This window comes from Rhizobium sp. CF122 (assembly GCF_000282035.1).
In the GTDB taxonomy this organism is placed as follows: Bacteria; Pseudomonadota; Alphaproteobacteria; order Rhizobiales; family Rhizobiaceae; genus Rhizobium.
Window position 1 is genome coordinate 1 of the sequence record NZ_AKKA01000082.1, and the last position, 15,318, is coordinate 15,318.

General features: G+C 60.6%; 15 protein-coding genes and 1 tRNA gene. 9 read left to right on the forward strand and 7 right to left on the reverse strand.

Annotation, left to right across the window (positions count from 1 at the left end; all coding sequences use genetic code 11):
* On the forward strand, positions 1-174 hold a 174-nt coding region (locus PMI09_RS31600; protein WP_007798909.1), incomplete at its 5' end, for a glycine cleavage T C-terminal barrel domain-containing protein.
* 254 nt (positions 175-428) lie between these two features.
* Here PMI09_RS31600 and PMI09_RS20440 read toward each other — a convergent pair.
* A complete protein-coding gene (locus tag PMI09_RS20440) occupies positions 429-1,883 on the reverse strand; it encodes a mannitol dehydrogenase family protein (RefSeq protein ID WP_007798912.1) in 1,455 nt (484 codons plus the stop codon).
* Positions 1,880-3,295, reverse strand: a complete 1,416-nt coding sequence (uxaC, locus tag PMI09_RS20445) for a glucuronate isomerase (protein ID WP_007798915.1) — start codon at positions 3,293-3,295, stop codon at positions 1,880-1,882. The genes PMI09_RS20440 and uxaC overlap by 4 nt, the downstream gene beginning before the upstream one ends.
* Positions 3,296-3,478: 183 nt before the next feature.
* On the opposite strand from uxaC, the gene PMI09_RS20450 reads away from it, so the two are divergent.
* Together PMI09_RS20450 and PMI09_RS20455 are read left to right on the forward strand one after the other, a co-directional pair.
* Positions 3,479-3,688, forward strand: a complete 210-nt coding sequence (locus PMI09_RS20450) for a SlyX family protein (RefSeq protein ID WP_007798918.1) — start codon at positions 3,479-3,481, stop codon at positions 3,686-3,688.
* 118 nt (positions 3,689-3,806) lie between these two features.
* Positions 3,807-4,250: a PACE efflux transporter gene (locus tag PMI09_RS20455; protein ID WP_007798921.1), complete on the forward strand. Its 444-nt coding sequence runs from the start codon at positions 3,807-3,809 to the stop codon at positions 4,248-4,250.
* An 83-nt stretch (positions 4,251-4,333) separates the two neighbouring features.
* Here PMI09_RS20455 and PMI09_RS20460 read toward each other — a convergent pair whose 3' ends face one another.
* Both PMI09_RS20460 and PMI09_RS20465 read right to left on the reverse strand, forming a co-directional pair.
* Positions 4,334-5,815, reverse strand: a complete 1,482-nt coding sequence (locus PMI09_RS20460; RefSeq protein WP_007798924.1) for an NAD-dependent succinate-semialdehyde dehydrogenase — start codon at positions 5,813-5,815, stop codon at positions 4,334-4,336.
* Positions 5,816-5,847: 32 nt separating this feature from the next.
* Positions 5,848-7,125: a 4-aminobutyrate--2-oxoglutarate transaminase gene (locus tag PMI09_RS20465; RefSeq protein WP_007798927.1), complete on the reverse strand. Its 1,278-nt coding sequence runs from the start codon at positions 7,123-7,125 to the stop codon at positions 5,848-5,850.
* A 202-nt stretch (positions 7,126-7,327) separates the two neighbouring features.
* Between PMI09_RS20465 and PMI09_RS20470 the strand changes: the two genes are divergently transcribed.
* From PMI09_RS20470 to PMI09_RS20480, 3 genes are all read left to right on the forward strand, one after another.
* On the forward strand, positions 7,328-8,134 hold the full coding sequence (locus PMI09_RS20470) for a MerR family transcriptional regulator (protein WP_007798929.1): 807 nt from the start codon (positions 7,328-7,330) through the stop codon (positions 8,132-8,134).
* A 74-nt stretch (positions 8,135-8,208) separates the two neighbouring features.
* Positions 8,209-8,835, forward strand: coding sequence for a ribonuclease D (locus PMI09_RS20475; RefSeq protein ID WP_007798932.1), 627 nt, complete (start codon positions 8,209-8,211; stop codon positions 8,833-8,835).
* Between the two features lie 231 nt (positions 8,836-9,066).
* Positions 9,067-10,614, forward strand: coding sequence for a hypothetical protein (locus PMI09_RS20480; RefSeq protein WP_007798940.1), 1,548 nt, complete (start codon positions 9,067-9,069; stop codon positions 10,612-10,614).
* A gap of 89 nt (positions 10,615-10,703) precedes the next feature.
* Here PMI09_RS20480 and rpsA read toward each other — a convergent pair whose 3' ends face one another.
* From rpsA to PMI09_RS20495, 3 genes are all read right to left on the reverse strand, one after another.
* A complete protein-coding gene (gene rpsA / locus PMI09_RS20485) occupies positions 10,704-12,407 on the reverse strand; it encodes a 30S ribosomal protein S1 (RefSeq protein ID WP_007798943.1) in 1,704 nt (567 codons plus the stop codon).
* A gap of 167 nt (positions 12,408-12,574) precedes the next feature.
* On the reverse strand, positions 12,575-13,222 hold the full coding sequence (gene cmk, locus PMI09_RS20490; protein ID WP_007798945.1) for a (d)CMP kinase: 648 nt from the start codon (positions 13,220-13,222) through the stop codon (positions 12,575-12,577).
* A gap of 8 nt (positions 13,223-13,230) precedes the next feature.
* On the reverse strand, positions 13,231-13,872 hold the full coding sequence (locus PMI09_RS20495) for an FMN-binding negative transcriptional regulator (protein WP_007798947.1): 642 nt from the start codon (positions 13,870-13,872) through the stop codon (positions 13,231-13,233).
* Positions 13,873-14,111: 239 nt separating this feature from the next.
* Here PMI09_RS20495 and PMI09_RS20500 point away from each other — a divergent pair, with 239 nt between their 5' ends.
* The 3 genes from PMI09_RS20500 (at position 14,112) to PMI09_RS20510 (ending at position 15,260) form a co-directional block, all read left to right on the forward strand.
* Entirely contained in the window at positions 14,112-14,498 is a 387-nt protein-coding gene (locus PMI09_RS20500; RefSeq protein ID WP_007798949.1) for a TIGR02300 family protein, read from the forward strand.
* Positions 14,499-14,646: 148 nt separating this feature from the next.
* Positions 14,647-14,722: transfer RNA gene (locus tag PMI09_RS20505), tRNA-Ala, on the forward strand.
* Between the two features lie 244 nt (positions 14,723-14,966).
* On the forward strand, positions 14,967-15,260 hold the full coding sequence (locus tag PMI09_RS20510; protein ID WP_007798952.1) for a hypothetical protein: 294 nt from the start codon (positions 14,967-14,969) through the stop codon (positions 15,258-15,260).
* Positions 15,261-15,318: the final 58 nt, after the last annotated feature.

The following is a 15,318-nucleotide window of genomic DNA, read 5'->3' on the forward strand; positions in this document are numbered from 1 at the left end:
GGCTACACGATCGGCAAGCCGATCGGCTACGGCTATGTCCGCAACCCGGAAGGTGTGAGCGAAGACTTCGTACTGTCCGGCAACTACGAGCTTGACGTGGCGCGCGAGCGCGTGCCCTGCCGGGTCGCGCTGAAGCCGCTCTACGATCCAGAGATGGTGCGCGTGAAAGGATGATCGGCGCTGAGCCCTTAGGCCTTCATTCCTGTGCTTGTCACAGGAATCTAGCCATCGCGCGTCGGCGCGATGAATGACTTATGGAAAAGAGTCTTCCGCGCCCAAGGACACGGGCGTGCTGGATCCCTGTGACAAGCACAGGGATGACGGGCTGAACGCGGGCAGCCGCCCATCGATCACCCCGGATGCGCAGTCGCCAATAACCTGCCCGGAAAAACCATGCTGCGACGAGCGCGCCCATCGCCGCGCCGTTCTCAAAACAGCGGCAGCTTGTTGTCCTGGATCAGGATCTCCAGCTTGTTCGCCACATCCTCCGTCCACGCGAGATTGCCGGACAGCGCCGCCGGGAAGAGACCCGGCAGCCCGAACAGCGCTTTCGACACCGCGCCGCCGTTGCGCGGCACGTCGGCCAACAGCGCAGCAATTTCCGCCGCGCGGGGATCGCGCAATTCGTAACTTTTACCGTTCCTGTCAACGCCAAGGGCATAGCGCATCCAGGCTGCCACGGCGATCGCGTAGGTCTCAGCCTTGGCGCCATGCGCCAAAGCCTCGGTCGCGGGCTCCAGAAGACGCTGCGGCAGTTTCTGCGTGCCATCCATGGCGATCTGATAGGTGCGGTGGGCAATCGCCTTGTTTGCAAAGCGTGCGATCAACTCGTCGGCATAGGCTTCGAGATCGATGCCGGGAACGGGATCGAGCGTAGCGGCTGCCGCGTTCATGTGGCGACGCGCAAGGGCTGCCAGGCCGGTATCATCCATGACGTCGCGAATGAGTTCATAGCCGGCGATATAACCGAGATAGGCGAGCAGCGAATGCGCGCCGTTCAGCATGCGCAGCTTCATCTTTTCGTAAGCGGAGACTTCCTCGACCATCAGGGCACCGGCCTTTTCCCATTCCGGGCGGCCGTTGGCGAAGTGATCCTCGATCACCCATTGCGTGAAGGGTTCCGTCTCGATCGCCGCCAGATCTTGCCTGCCGGTGAGCCTTTGGGCATCGCGATAGGTGGCATCCGTGCTTGCCGGCGTGATGCGATCGACCATGGTCGATGGGAAGGGTACGTTGACTTCGATCCACTGCCGAAGGTCCGGATCGATGCGACCGGCAAACTCGAGTACGAGCCGCTTCAGCACGGCGCCGTTGCTCGGCAGATTATCGCAGCTGAGTGGAGTAAACGGCGCAATACCTTTGGTGCGGCGGCGCGCAAGACCTTCCACGAGATAGCCGATGACGCCGCGGGGTGCATGCCGGTCGGCAAGGTCGGCGTCAATGTCGGGATGCTTCAGGTCGAGCCCGCCCGTGGCGGGGTCGAAGCCATAAGCCTTCTCCGTCACCGTCAGGCTGACAATGCGGATGGCAGGATCCTCGAGCCTGGCGAGCAGATCGCCGGGGTTGCGGGTCGCGACATGGGCGCGCAGGATCGGGCCGATGACATGCGCCGTCGTGCCCGAGGTGTCGCGCACGAGCATGGTATAGAGACCGTTCTGCTCGTTCAGGTGATCGGCAACATCGGCCGTGCGCAGGCTCGCGACCTCGATGCCCCAGTCGCCGCCGGCGACCGCAATCGCGGCATCGGTGAACGGAGCGAAGTGGGCGCGAAAGAATGCGCCCGGACCGAGATGCAGGATACCCGGCTTCAGCGCCTTGCGATCATAGCCGGGAAGCTTTGCTGTCGGCGCGAGGCCGGAAAGGCTCGTCAGACGTTCGATCACAGCTTGTATGCCTTCTTCGCGTTTCCGTAGGAGAGTTCGCCGGCGACAATCTCGGCTTCCTTGCGGGACATTCGGTGTTCCGTCACGAACTGCGCCAAGAAGCGGCAAACCTCGCGGCGCCAGACATCATGGCGAGCCGGGATCGACAGAAGAGCACGCGTATCGTCGTTAAAGCCTGCCAGATTGGCGAAACCGGCCGTTTCCACCACCTGATCGAGATAGCGGCGAATGCCGTTCGGGCTGTCGTGGAACCACCAGGGCGGGCCGATCATCAGGCACGGCCAATGGCCGGCCATCGGCGCCAGCTCGCGGGCATAGGTTGTCTCGTCGAGGGTGAATAGGAGGACGCGAAGACCTGGCGCATGGCCGTACTTTGCGAGCATGGCAGAGAGACCGCCGACCCAATCGGTCGGCGTTGGGATGTCCGCACCCATGTTCGGACCACGGGTCTGGAACAGTTCACGATCGGTGTTGCGGCGCGAGCCGGCATGGATCTGCATCGTCATGCCGTCTTCGGCCGAAAGTCCGGCCATCTCGGTCAGCATCTGTCCCCGGAAAAGCTCAGCGTCCTCGGCGCTCAGCGTACCCTTATGCGCCTTGTCGAGCAGGCGTTGCTTGTCGGCAAGCGGCAGGTCCGCCGTGAAGGCCGACGGCACGCCATGGTCGGTGGCGGTCGCGCCGTATTTGCGGAAATAGGCGCGGCGCTTGCGATGGGCATCGATCAGCCCATCCCACTTCGTCACGTCGCAATCGGTCAGTTCACCAAGCCGAACGAGATTTTCGCGGAAGCCGACGGCATCCGGGTCGGTGACACTATCCGGCCGGTAGGTGGTGCGGACGCGGCCGATCCAGCCGTCTTCCGCCATCTTCTGGTGATGCACCAGCGGGTCGAGCGCGCCTTCGGTCGTGGCGATCGTCTCGATACCGAAACGTTTGTGCAGGGCGCGCGGGCGAAACGCGGGAAGCGCCAGCTGCGCATTGATATGGTCGTAGAGCGCATCCGCATTTTCAAGCGTCAGCGGTTCCTCACAGCCGAGGACGGCCGACATTGCGTGATCGACCCACAGGCTGGAGGGCGTGCCGCGGAAGAGATGGTACCGCGTGGCGAAAGCGCGCCAGATGTCGCGGCCCTTGGCGACCGGCTTGCCGTCGAGGCGCGGTACGCCGAGATCGTCAAGCTTGACGCCGACGCTATGCAACATGCGGAAGAGATAATGATCTGGGATGACAAGGAGCGAAGACGCATCCTCGAATGGCTTGTCTTCGGCAAACCACGACGGTTCCGTATGCCCGTGCGGGCTTACGATCGGTAACGTGCGAACCGTCTCGTAAAGGTCCCGCGCGATCGTGCGTGTTGTCGGATCGGCCGGAAAGAGCCGGTCCGGATGAAGAAAGCCGTTTCCAACATCCATGAGAATTCCTCCCTGAAGGGCTACCGGCCTACCCCACAAGTCGGAATGCGGCAAGGGCTTTTAGTAACCAAACAGTTCGCTTTCGCAAATCGCCCTGCCCAACCCTCGAAATGATTGACCGCATGGACTATTTCCGCTTTTCAGATGCGGATGAAATTTGGCCGCTTGCGGCAAGGAGGTTCCATGTCCGAAGAGACGAGCCGCGTGACGAAGCTCGAGGAAATCGTCGCCCATCAGGCGAAGACGATCGAGGAGTTGTCCGATCAACTGGCCGAACAGTGGAAGGTGATGGAGCAGACACGCGCCAAGCTCGACAGGCTGACGGAGCGGTTTCTGTCGCTCGAGGAGCAATCACTGGAAGCCCCCGCCATTACGCGACCCCCGCACTACTGAACAAAGCTCCGACCCTTGTTTTCGGCGGCCGGACTACCTATTAAAGGGTCGTGAGGACGACCTCCCCCAGTACGGGCATTAACTCGGGACGACCCGAGCATTCCCGTTGGGGGTAACTATGCGTAAAACCGCAGACCGTATCCGTCACGCCATCAGCTTCGAACTCATTGGATTAGCGCTCGTCACGCCGCTCGGTGCGCTGGCCTTCGGTATGCCCATGGCCGATATCGGCGTGGTCGGCGTTGCCGGCGCAACGCTGGCGACGATGTGGAACTATATCTATAATCTCGGCTTCGACCACCTGATGCAGCGCCTGACCGGCGGCACGCAGAAGAGTGTCGCGACCCGCGTGCTGCATGCTGTCATGTTCGAGGTGGGATTGCTGTTGGCGCTGCTGCCGATGATTGCGTGGTACCTCGGCATCAGTGTCGTTCAAGCGCTGATGATGGACGTATCCTTCGCGCTTTTCTACATGGTCTACGCCTTCGTCTTCAACTGGGCCTATGACCGTGTCTTCCCACTGCCGGATTGGCAGCCTGCCACGCAAGCATCGCAAACCTAGGCATCACGCAGCCGAAGAGAAAGGGATCGCCGCTGCCGGCGATCCCTTTCTTGTTGTCTCAACGCATCTGAGCCAGATGTCGCTCAGACATTGCCCATGCAGAGATACTTCATCTCGAGATAATCCTCGGCGCCGTGACGCGAGCCTTCGCGACCGAGGCCGGATTGCTTGATGCCGCCGAAGGGCGCCGTTTCCGTCGACATGAGGCCGGTGTTGATGCCGACCATGCCGTATTCCAGCGCCTCGGCGACGCGCCAGACCTTTTTCAGATCGCCAGCAAAGAAATAGGCAGCAAGACCAAATTCGGTGTCGTTCGCCTGAGCAATCACATCCGCGGCGGTATCGAAGCGGAACAGCGGGGCAACGGGACCGAATGTCTCTTCACGCGCGACTTTCATTTCGCGGGTGACGCCGGTGAGCACGGTCGGGGTGAAGAAGGTGCCGGCACCTTCGACGCGCTTACCGCCCGTCAGGATCCTGGCCCCTTTCGACACCGCATCCGCGACGTGGCTTTCGACCTTCGCCAGCCCCTGCTCGTCGATCAGCGGGCCGATGCTTACGCCTGCCTTGAAACCGTCCCCGACCGCCATCGTCTCGACCTTGGCGGCAAGCTTGGCGGCAAAGGCGTCATAGACGCCCGACTGCACGTAGAGGCGGTTGGCGCAGACGCAGGTCTGACCGGCATTGCGGTACTTCGACGCCAGAGCGCCCTCGACGGCTGCATCGAGATCCGCGTCGTCGAAGACGATGAAGGGTGCATTGCCGCCGAGCTCGAGGCTGATCTTCTTGATCTGATCGGCACACTGACGCATTAGAATGCGGCCAACCTCGGTCGAGCCGGTGAAGCTGATCTTGCGCACCTTGTCGTTGCCGCAGAGTTCCTTGCCGATCGCCGGGCCGTCTTCGCCGACGATGACGTTGAAGACGCCGGCCGGGATGCCGGCCTGCTCGGCAAGAACCGCGAGCGCCAGTGCCGACAGCGGCGTCTGCTCAGCCGGCTTGGAAACGACGGTGCAGCCGACGGCGAGCGCCGGTGCGATCTTGCGGGTGATCATAGCGGCTGGGAAATTCCAGGGCGTGATCGTGCCGACGACGCCGACGGGCTGCTTGATGACGATCATGCGCTTATCGTTCGACGGCGCGGGGATCGTCTCGCCATAGATGCGCTTAGCTTCTTCTGCGTACCATTCAACATAGGCGGCGGCGTAAAGGATTTCGCCACGGGCCTCCGCGAAGGGCTTGCCCATTTCAGCGGTAAGGATGGCGGCCAGCTCATCGGCATGGGCGACCATAAGGTCGAACCACTTGCGCAGGATACCGGCGCGTTCCTTGGCAGGACGCGCGGCCCAGGCCGGCTGCGCGGCATAGGCGGCATCGATCGCTTCTCGCGTTTCGGCGCCGCCCATGTCGGGCAGCGAGGCGAGAACCTCGCCCGTGGCAGGGTTGAGGACGTCGAAGGTCTTCGTCGCGCCACCGGCTGTCCAGACACCGTTGATGTAACCGGCGTCGCGCAGGAAGGGCGAGGAAAACGGAACGTACTTTGTCAGTGCAGTCGTGAATGCCATGTCATGTAACTCCGGGCAAAGAAGCTATCGCCTTACTTGCCGCTTGCTTCGAGGATCGAGGCTTCCAGAATGTCGAGCGCTTCACCGAAAACGTTGTCCTGGATGGTGATCGGGGCGAGGAAGCGGATGACGTTTCCGTGGACGCCGCAGGTCAAAAGGATCAGGCCCTTATCGAGCGCGATCAGACGCACCTTGTTGGCGAATTCCGCGCTCGGCAGCTTTGTCGTCTTGTCGTTGAACTCGACCGCGTTCATGAAGCCCGGGCCACGGATATCGACAATCTCCGGCGCCCTTTCGCGCAACGATTCCAGACGCTGCTTCAACCGGCTGCCGAGCTGATTGGCGCGGTTGCAGAGATCTTCGTCCTTGATGACGTCAAGAACTGCGTGAGCAGCCGCGATGCCGAGCGGATTGCCGCCATATGTGCCACCAAGGCCGCCGGGTCCAGGCGCATCCATGATCTCGGCACGGCCGGTGACGGCCGCCAGCGGGAAGCCGCCGGCGAGGCTCTTGGCCATGGTCATCAGGTCGGGCGCGACTTCGTGCTGATCCATAGCGAACATCGTGCCAGTCCGGGCAAAGCCGGTCTGGACCTCATCGGCAATCAACAGGATACCATGTTGATCGCAGAGTTCGCGCAGTGCCTTCATGAACGAAACCGGCGCCGCGTAGAAGCCGCCCTCGCCCTGCACCGGCTCGATGATGATTGCGGCAACGCGCTGCGGATCGACATCGGCGGCAAACAGCTTTTTCAGCGCGGCCAGCGACTGATCCGGTGTCACGCCATGGAGCTCGACCGGGAACGGGACGTGGAAGACATCGCCCGGCATCGCGCCGAAACCGACCTTGTAGGGCACGACCTTGCCTGTGAGCGCCATGCCCATAAAGGTGCGGCCGTGGAAGCCGCCACCGAAGGCAATGACGGCCGAGCGACCGGTTGCGGCACGCGCGATCTTCACGGCATTCTCGACGGCTTCGGCCCCTGTCGTGACGAAGATCGTCTTCTTGGTGAAATTACCCGGCGTCAGCGCATTCAGGCGCTCAGCAAGATGCACATAGTTTTCGTAGGGCACGACCTGATGGCAGGTATGGGTGAAGTGATCGAGTTGATCCTTGACGGCGGCGATCACGCGCGGATGGCGATGGCCGGTATTGAGAACGGCGATGCCAGCCGCGAAGTCGATATAGCGGCGACCTTCCTTGTCCCAGATTTCGGCATTCTCTGCGCGGTCGGCATAGATCTGCGTGGTCATGCCAACGCCGCGCGAAATGGCGGCATTCTTCCGGTCTGTGAGGGTGGTCGCGGTCATCGGTGCGTTCCTGCGCTCTGGAATGGATGAACTATCTTGCATAACTTCGGCAAGACGTGTAGAAAATTCCTACATTTTTCCTGCAAGAAAGCAAGCGGCATTTTCCGCTTCAAACCGTCGCTGTTTTCGGCGATGGTCGCTCAAGAAAAGAAGGGCCGGGAGACGTCCTCCAGAAGACAAACGAACCGGGAATATTTGGCTTATGAGCAATGGGACGGCCGTGCGCTACAAGGTGGCGGAGGCGGCGAAATCAGCGGGCGTTTCCGCATCCACCTTGCGCCTTTGGGAAAGCCAGGGCCTCGTCGTGCCGGACCGTTCAGAGACCGGACACCGGCAATACAGCGCCGAAGACGTGGCCAGGTTGAAAAAGATAGCCTGGTATCGAACCGAGCGTGGCCTCAATCCGGCGGCCATTCGCGAGGCGCTGGAAGGCGAGGAACCGTCGGAAAACTCGGACACAGCGGACTCGTCGGATCTCGGGCGGCGGCTGCGCAGCCTTCGCCATGGCACGGGAAAGACGTTGGATCATGTCGCAGGTGACATCGGTATTGCCGCCTCGACGCTGTCGACGCTTGAGCGGACCTCGCAAGGCGTGAGCTTCAAGACGCTGCACGACCTTGCCGAATATTACGGCACAACGGTTTCCCGCTTGTCCGGCGAAGAACGCGACGACGTGCCTGTGGTCGTCCGCGCCGGCGCCTGGCGCACATGGCCGGAGACGACGCCTGGTGTCTCGGTCCAGCTTCTGGCCGAGGGCCGAACCATGATGGATTGCCACCGGTTCGTGCTCGCGCCCGGCGCGACAAGCGAGGGCGCCTACCGGCACGAAGGGGAAGAGTTCATGCACGTGCTGTCGGGACGGCTCGAACTCGTGCTCGATTCCGACCAGTTTTTCGACCTCGGGCCTGGCGATTCGCTTTACTTCGAGAGCCGCCGCTACCATTCCTGGCGCAACCGTCACGACGGCGAAACCATTCTCATCTGGATCAATACACCGCCGACATTCTGAGCCTTGGCGGTATCGCCCGCCATGGCTTTGCGCTATAGCGCCACAAGTGACAGTTTGAGTGAGAGACGAGATCGATGGCAGCCACCATACGTTACCATGAAGGTGATATTTCCGCGGCGGATGCTGCGCGCTACACCGGAGCCATTGCCATCGACACCGAAACGCTCGGGCTTGTGCCGCGCCGCGACCGGTTGTGCGTCGTGCAGCTTTCGTCGGGCGACGGTTCAGCCGATGTAATCCGCATCGCTGCGGGCCAAAAGGATGCGCCAAACCTCGTTGCAATGTTGGCCGACCCTTCCCGTCAGAAGATCTTCCACTATGGCCGCTTCGATATTGCCGTCCTGTTTCATACCTTCGGCGTCACCGCCCAACCGGTCTTCTGCACGAAGATCGCCTCACGCCTCATCCGCACCTACACCGATCGGCACGGCCTCAAGGACAACCTCAAGGAAATGTTGGACGTCGATATTTCCAAGACGCAACAGTCGTCCGACTGGGCAGCCGCGACGCTATCTCAGGCACAATTGGAATACGCCGCCTCTGATGTGCTCTATCTGCATGCGCTGCGCGACAAGCTGACGGAACGGCTGGTGCGCGACGGCCGCATGGATCACGCCAATGCCTGCTTCGAATTCCTTCCGACACGCGCCAAGCTCGATCTGCTCGGCTGGGAAGAAGCCGACATCTTCGCGCATAGCTGAGACATTTCTGGATTTTGCAAAGATAGAACCGGGCGCGGCCATCCGCGCACCGGCCATTAGCAATTCGTTAACTGTCGCTTCGTTAAATTCTTTACCAATTTTTATGCATTCGACGGCGCGATGGAGCGTCACGTCGCGCAGGAAGGAACTGCCGGGGAATGCGACGGGCCGGATGAGCGCGGCCTTCTTGTAACCTGCTTTCATCGCACTTTACGAAAGAAGGAGCATGGCATGTTGACTCCGGTTCGTTCAGCGTCAAATGCGAGTTTATCCACCCAGAGCCAGACGACCGTCGTCAGCACCGACGGCCTGGTGCGCGCTGCCAGCGCCGTTGCTCCGGTCAGCCAGATCCAGGGCGCGGATCTCAACTCCTCGGTTGCCGGCAAACTCAACATCCTCCTGCTGGCCGTGCGTGCACGCATGGTCGATGCCCTTCTTGATGTGCTCAATGCGACCAGCGAGGCGCTTTCAATCCCGCGGGAGGACGACGAAACAGATCTTGTCTTTGCCTCCCGCCTTGCGACCGCGATACAGAAGTTGCCGCCGGCGAAAATCGAGCAGGTAGAGCGTCAGCTTGCAATGCAGGGCCATGCAGTCCCGCTTCGCCAGCTCGCTGAGGCGCTCCGAAACCCGGCCGGACCGGAGGCCGCCCGCATTGCCACCTATCTCGAAACCATTCGCTACAAGGATCGCGATCTCGCGGCGCGCGCCGTGGTTCGCTCCTACGGCCAGAATGATGCCTCGCCGCTGCGCCAGGAGCAGCGGACCGAAATCAGCATCCATCGGGACAATCTGGCTGGCGCTGCGCGAACTCCTGTCGCAACGAGGCAGGAGCCGGAAGCTCTGCGGCCGCAGACGGCGCTCGTTGCCGCCGCCTATCTCGATGCAGACGGCGAACAGGTCCAACTCATCAAAGGATCTGTCCCTGCCGACGAGCCTCTCGCCAAGTCGGCTGTCGAGGCAGCCGGCGAAGAAGTGTTCCCTGAGCTCGGCGAAGACTTACAAGAGAGTGTAGCGTTAGAGGAAGAGGTCGAGTCGGCGCACGTAGCAGTGCAAGCGAACACGCACGGGCCAGCATCCAAGGTCGATCCCATTATTCCAAAGAGTTGGCCGGCGATACCTGCATCCCTCTCGGACGATACGACGAAGCTGATCGTAACAATCATTCAGGACCAGGAGACAGAAGTATTGCTCGAGGCAGCCGAACCGGATCCGGCAGTCGAAATCGACATCATCCTCGATGAGACTATCCTGACCGATCTACCAGAGGAGTTGACTGCACTGCCTGATCGCGCCTCCCTGCCGGAAAGCGTGGCGCGCCAATCGCCGCTTCTCGCGGAACAGCCGGCAGGCGAAGCCGCTATCGCAACAGCGAAGAAACATCCGGCTCCGGAAATCCCAATACCCCTGATCGTACAGCAGGCCATCGACGAAACCTATGTGCCGGTGCTGATGAAGATCGTCGAGGGCGTTCCCTACGCGACGCAGCCTTACGAATTCTCAAAGGACGAGGCCGACGATAGCGGCGCCCGTGAGATGTACCGCGAAGATCACAACGGCGGCGAGCCGTCGGAGGAGGATGCGGACCAGCAAGGCGAGCCGCCGAACGAGGACGAGACGGGTGTCACAGTCGACGACGAAACCGCCGCTGCCGTGGCCGCCCGAGAAAGCCAGATCAAGGCTGGGACGCCGCCTCACCGTCCGGCACCGGCCCTGCCAATGGCTGCGAGCGCAGACGAAGCCTATACGCGCTATCGGCGCAAGGTCGACTGGGAATAGCCCGCGACCCTACACCAGCAGCGGAAATGCAAAGAACCCGCCGGATCGCTCCGGCGGGTTCTTTTATTCTTCAAGCCTGAGGCTGGCGATTATTCGCCGCCGCGGTTCTTCAGAGCCGCGCCGAGGATGTCGCCGAGCGAAGCGCCGGAGTCGGACGAACCGAACTGAGCGACAGCTTCCTTCTCTTCCGCGATTTCCAGAGCCTTGATGGACAGCATGATCTTGCGGTCCTTCTTGGAGAAGTTGGTGACGCGGGCGTCAACAACCTGGCCAACCGAGAAGCGTTCCGGACGCTGCTCGTCGCGGTCGCGCGACAGGTCTGCGCGGCGGATGAACGAGGTGATGTCTTCGTGGTCGACGAGCTTCACTTCGATGCCGCCGTCGTTGACTGCGATAACTTCGCAGGAAACGACTGCATTCTTGCGCAGGTCGCCGGAAGCTGCTGCTTCGCCGACAGCATCCTTGCCGAGCTGCTTGATGCCGAGCGAGATGCGCTCCTTTTCGACATCAACATCGAGAACGACAGCCTTGACGACGTCACCCTTGTTGAACTCTTCGATGACCTGTTCGCCCGGACGGTTCCAGTCGAGGTCGGAGAGGTGCACCATGCCGTCAACATCGCCGTCGAGGCCGATGAACAGGCCGAATTCGGTCTTGTTCTTGACTTCGCCTTCGACTTCAGTGCCGGCTGGATGGTTGCGAGCGAATGCCGCCCACGGATTTTCCAGCGTCTGCTTGAGGCCGAGCGAAATACGGCGCTTGGACGGATCGACTTCGAGAACGACGACTTCGACTTCCTGGCTCGTGGACAGGATCTTGCCGGGGTGTACGTTCTTCTTGGTCCAGGACATTTCCGAGATGTGGATCAGGCCTTCGATGCCCGGCTCCAGCTCGACGAACGCACCGTAGTCGGTGATGTTCGTGACGGTACCGGAAATCTTCTTGCCTTCCGGATACTTGGCCTGGATGCCATCCCACGGATCCGACTCGAGCTGCTTCATGCCGAGCGAGATGCGGTGGGTTTCCTGGTTGATGCGGATGATCTGAACCTTGACCTGCTGGCCAATGGACAGGATTTCCGACGGATGGTTCACACGGCGCCATGCCATGTCGGTGACGTGCAGCAGGCCGTCGATGCCGCCGAGGTCAACGAACGCACCGTAGTCGGTGATGTTCTTGACAACGCCGTCAACAACCTGGCCTTCTTCGAGGTTCTGAACGATTTCAGAACGCTGCTCGGCACGGGATTCTTCCAGAACCGTACGACGCGATACGACGATGTTGCCGCGGCGCTTGTCCATCTTGAGGATTTCGAAGGGCTGCGGATTGTGCATCAGCGGGGTGACGTCGCGGATCGGACGGATGTCGACCTGCGAACGCGGCAGGAAGGCGATCGCGCCGTCGAGATCGACCGTGAAGCCGCCCTTGACCTGGTTGAAGATGACGCCTTCAACGCGCTCGCCAGCTTCGAACTTGGCTTCGAGCTTGATCCAGCTTTCTTCGCGGCGAGCCTTCTCGCGCGACAGAACAGCTTCGCCGAGAGCGTTTTCGATGCGCTCAACGTAAACTTCGACTTCGTCGCCGACCTTGAGCGAGCCGTCCTTGGCCTTGGCGCCGAATTCCTTGAGTAGGATGCGACCTTCGACCTTCAGGCCGACGTCGACAACGGCAGAGTCCTTCTCGATTGCCGTTACGATGCCCTTGGTGACATAGCCTTCAGCCAGGTCGTGCTTGGCAAAGGACTCTTCGAGAAGGGCCGCGAAATCTTCGCGAGAGGGAGTAGCTACTGACATGTAATCTCCTGCATATCCGAATCCGGATACGTATGCGCCGGTTGGTTCGTGTTGAACGGGCCTGAACCCAGTCCGCCTCCTGTCGGGAAGCAATCCGGCGCTTGGACGGAATTTCAGGCTTAGTCTTCAAAAGCGACCCAGGCAAAGCTTGGGCAAATCGCTCGAATTCAGGTACTTCGGCTCAAAGCTGCATCGATGATCGATTTCGCAGCTTGAAACGCGGCCTCTATACTCATTTCCGACGTATCAAGCAAGTGCGCGTCTTCGGCTGGTTTCAAAGGGCTGTCGGCCCGTCCCATGTCGCGTTCGTCGCGGCGCTTGACGTCGTCGAAAATGGCATCGAAATCGGCAATTCCTCCCTTGCCTCTTATTTCGTCGTAGCGGCGCTTCGCCCGAACCTCGGGACTTGCCGTCACATAGAGCTTCACCGGCGCTGCCGGGCAAACGACGGTGCCGATATCACGGCCGTCGAGCACCGTTCCGGGCGCCTTTTCCGAAAACCGCCGCTGTGCCTCTACCAGTGCACGCCGCACCGCGGGCATGATGGCGATCTTCGAGGCCGCCTCGCCGATCTCGTGCTTCGAGAGTATATCGCGATCGAGTCCGGCCAGTTCAACCTCGCGCGCCATCTTTTCCGCCACGGCCTCGTCGTCGAGCGTCAGGCCAGCATCCAGCAAAGCCTTGGCAGTCGCGCGGTAGGTAAGTCCCGTGTCGAGATGATGAAATCCGTAGGTCTCCGCGATGCGGCGCGAGAGTGTTCCCTTGCCGGCCGCGGCAGGTCCATCGATGGCAATCGTAAACTGTTTGGAGCTCATCTATCCGTTCATTTCTCTGCCAGTCCGCCGTAACGACGGACGAGATCGACCATGTCTGCCTGACCGGCCTCTTCGCCGAGACCGGCAGCAACGCCCTGGCGATCGGCAACGGGTCGGTTCTGGCTTACCTTCCACTTGCCTTCGATCGCGGCAATCTCGATCTCTACGCCGATGATGCCTTTCAACTGCGCGCGAATGAAATCATCCGGCGCGTCGCCGACCGCCCAGGGCCTGTCACGTGGCCCTTCCTGTTGCGTGGTGATCGCGTTGATCTGCTGAAGCAACCAGGCCGCATCGTCGATGACACGCGCCCTGCCCCTCACCTGCACGATGGCGTAGTTCCAGGTCGGCACGACTTTGCCGGTCTCTTGCTTCGTCTGGTACCAGGACGGGGTGATGTAGGCATCGGCACCCTGGAACACTGCAAGCACGTCGGCGCCCGCCCCGATATCGCGCCACTGCGGATTGGCCTTGGAGAGGTGAAGGCGCAGCGTGCCCTTCTCGCAAGCTGCTGCATCGAGATGAAAGGGAACCGAATTTGCCATGAGACCCGCAGCACCCGCGGTGATCAGCAAGCCGAGCGGATGCGCCCGGATCAAGGCGTGCTGGACGCTTAGGTCTTCCTCACGAAAATGCGGCGGCTGGTACATTGCCTTACACCCATTCCGGCAGTCGGCGACACGCCGATCTGCCTTGCAAACGAACAATCGCCGGCTCACTACCACAAATGGCGGCGCCGGTCATCCGGCGCGCATGAGCGATGCATGAAGTTTGGCTTTGACATGCCGTGCTGCAACGATTATGGGGACCGGCTTATAAATTCCGAATAGAACGCCGGTTTTCACGGCATTTGTCGAATCTTGATTCGGCCATTCTCATGAGGCTTACAGTGGCGAAAGCTGAACTTGGAACGAAGCGTACCGATCCGGAAACCGGCAAGAAGTTCTACGACCTGAACCGGGATCCGATTGTTTCTCCTTACACCGGCAAGTCCTATCCCCTTTCCTTCTTCGAGGAAACCTCTGCTGCTGCAGCGGCTGAAGCCCAGGATGAAGAGGAAGTGGCGGAAGTCGATACCGAAAGCACGGAAGTCGAACTCGTTTCGCTCGAGGACGCCGATGAAGGCGCATCCGGCGACGACATTCCAGATATGGGCGATGACGATGTCGAAATCGAAGGCGATGACGACGACACCTTCCTTGAAGCCGACGAAGATGATGATGACGACGACATGAGCGACATCATCGGCGTCACCGGCGACGAAGACGAAGTCTGATCCGATTAAGTGTCGGCCCGGACGAGAAAATTTCGCCGGGCCGATTTTTTTGGCTTGCTATCTCCAAAAACCGGAAGTAAGAAGCCGCCACTCCGCGAGGCAAGCCTTCGCGAAGCATCCCAGGACCGGCTCGCCGGACCGCCTTGATGGGGCTATAGCTCAGCTGGGAGAGCGCTTGCATGGCATGCAAGAGGTCAGCGGTTCGATCCCGCTTAGCTCCACCAAATCTTCGACTGTCTTATTGCATTGAAAGGCCTGCGTCTTAACGCCTGCTGGCAAAGGGCCAGAGCAGATCCTTCGGGTTTCCCTGTACTCAGGATCCTATCCGAATGGATAGGCTGCCTATACGCGCGTGCGATTCATTTCGCGGAGCAATCATGGTCTTCTTACCGGGTGTTCAAAGGTTCTGCGCCACCAGCCAATTCTGCGCGGAAGCCTGGCGATATTGGAAAGCCGGAGGATTTTCCCATGGAAGCCCAGAGATACAGCCTGCACAAGAACCTCAACATCTATTGGACAGTGTTTGACGACGTCACCGGCCAGAAGGCCGTGCTCGACGGGTTTGTCATGGATATGGTGACCGCTGAGGAAGGCGGCGAATTGGTAGGCATGCTGAATCGCAAGGAGACCGAAGACAAGTTCCTTCTGGACACCTACCTCCCAGCCCTCACGGGTTTGGCTTGGCCGACGAGCCACCGTGACCCAATAGAGCAGCACTACATGTTAAGTGCGCCGAATTCGGGCAGAGTCACGATCAACTGAAGAAACAGCTTGCCGCGGCGCTTCGCACGCCGATGCTTTGCCAAATTTTTAGCAACGG

Excerpts from the sequence above, each read along its gene's own strand:
- uxaC (WP_007798915.1), bottom strand. The coding sequence starts at position 3,295 with ATGGATGTTGGAAACGGCTTTCTTCATCCGGACCGGCTCTTTCCGGCC.
- PMI09_RS20450 (WP_007798918.1), top strand. The coding sequence starts at position 3,479 with ATGTCCGAAGAGACGAGCCGCGTGACGAAGCTCGAGGAAATCGTCGCC.
- PMI09_RS20455 (WP_007798921.1), top strand. The coding sequence starts at position 3,807 with ATGCGTAAAACCGCAGACCGTATCCGTCACGCCATCAGCTTCGAACTC.
- PMI09_RS20460 (WP_007798924.1), bottom strand. The coding sequence starts at position 5,815 with ATGGCATTCACGACTGCACTGACAAAGTACGTTCCGTTTTCCTCGCCC.
- PMI09_RS20465 (WP_007798927.1), bottom strand. The coding sequence starts at position 7,125 with ATGACCGCGACCACCCTCACAGACCGGAAGAATGCCGCCATTTCGCGC.
- PMI09_RS20470 (WP_007798929.1), top strand. The coding sequence starts at position 7,328 with ATGAGCAATGGGACGGCCGTGCGCTACAAGGTGGCGGAGGCGGCGAAA.
- PMI09_RS20475 (WP_007798932.1), top strand. The coding sequence starts at position 8,209 with ATGGCAGCCACCATACGTTACCATGAAGGTGATATTTCCGCGGCGGAT.
- PMI09_RS20480 (WP_007798940.1), top strand. The coding sequence starts at position 9,067 with ATGTTGACTCCGGTTCGTTCAGCGTCAAATGCGAGTTTATCCACCCAG.
- rpsA (WP_007798943.1), bottom strand. The coding sequence starts at position 12,407 with ATGTCAGTAGCTACTCCCTCTCGCGAAGATTTCGCGGCCCTTCTCGAA.
- cmk (WP_007798945.1), bottom strand. The coding sequence starts at position 13,222 with ATGAGCTCCAAACAGTTTACGATTGCCATCGATGGACCTGCCGCGGCC.
- PMI09_RS20495 (WP_007798947.1), bottom strand. The coding sequence starts at position 13,872 with ATGTACCAGCCGCCGCATTTTCGTGAGGAAGACCTAAGCGTCCAGCAC.
- PMI09_RS20510 (WP_007798952.1), top strand. The coding sequence starts at position 14,967 with ATGGAAGCCCAGAGATACAGCCTGCACAAGAACCTCAACATCTATTGG.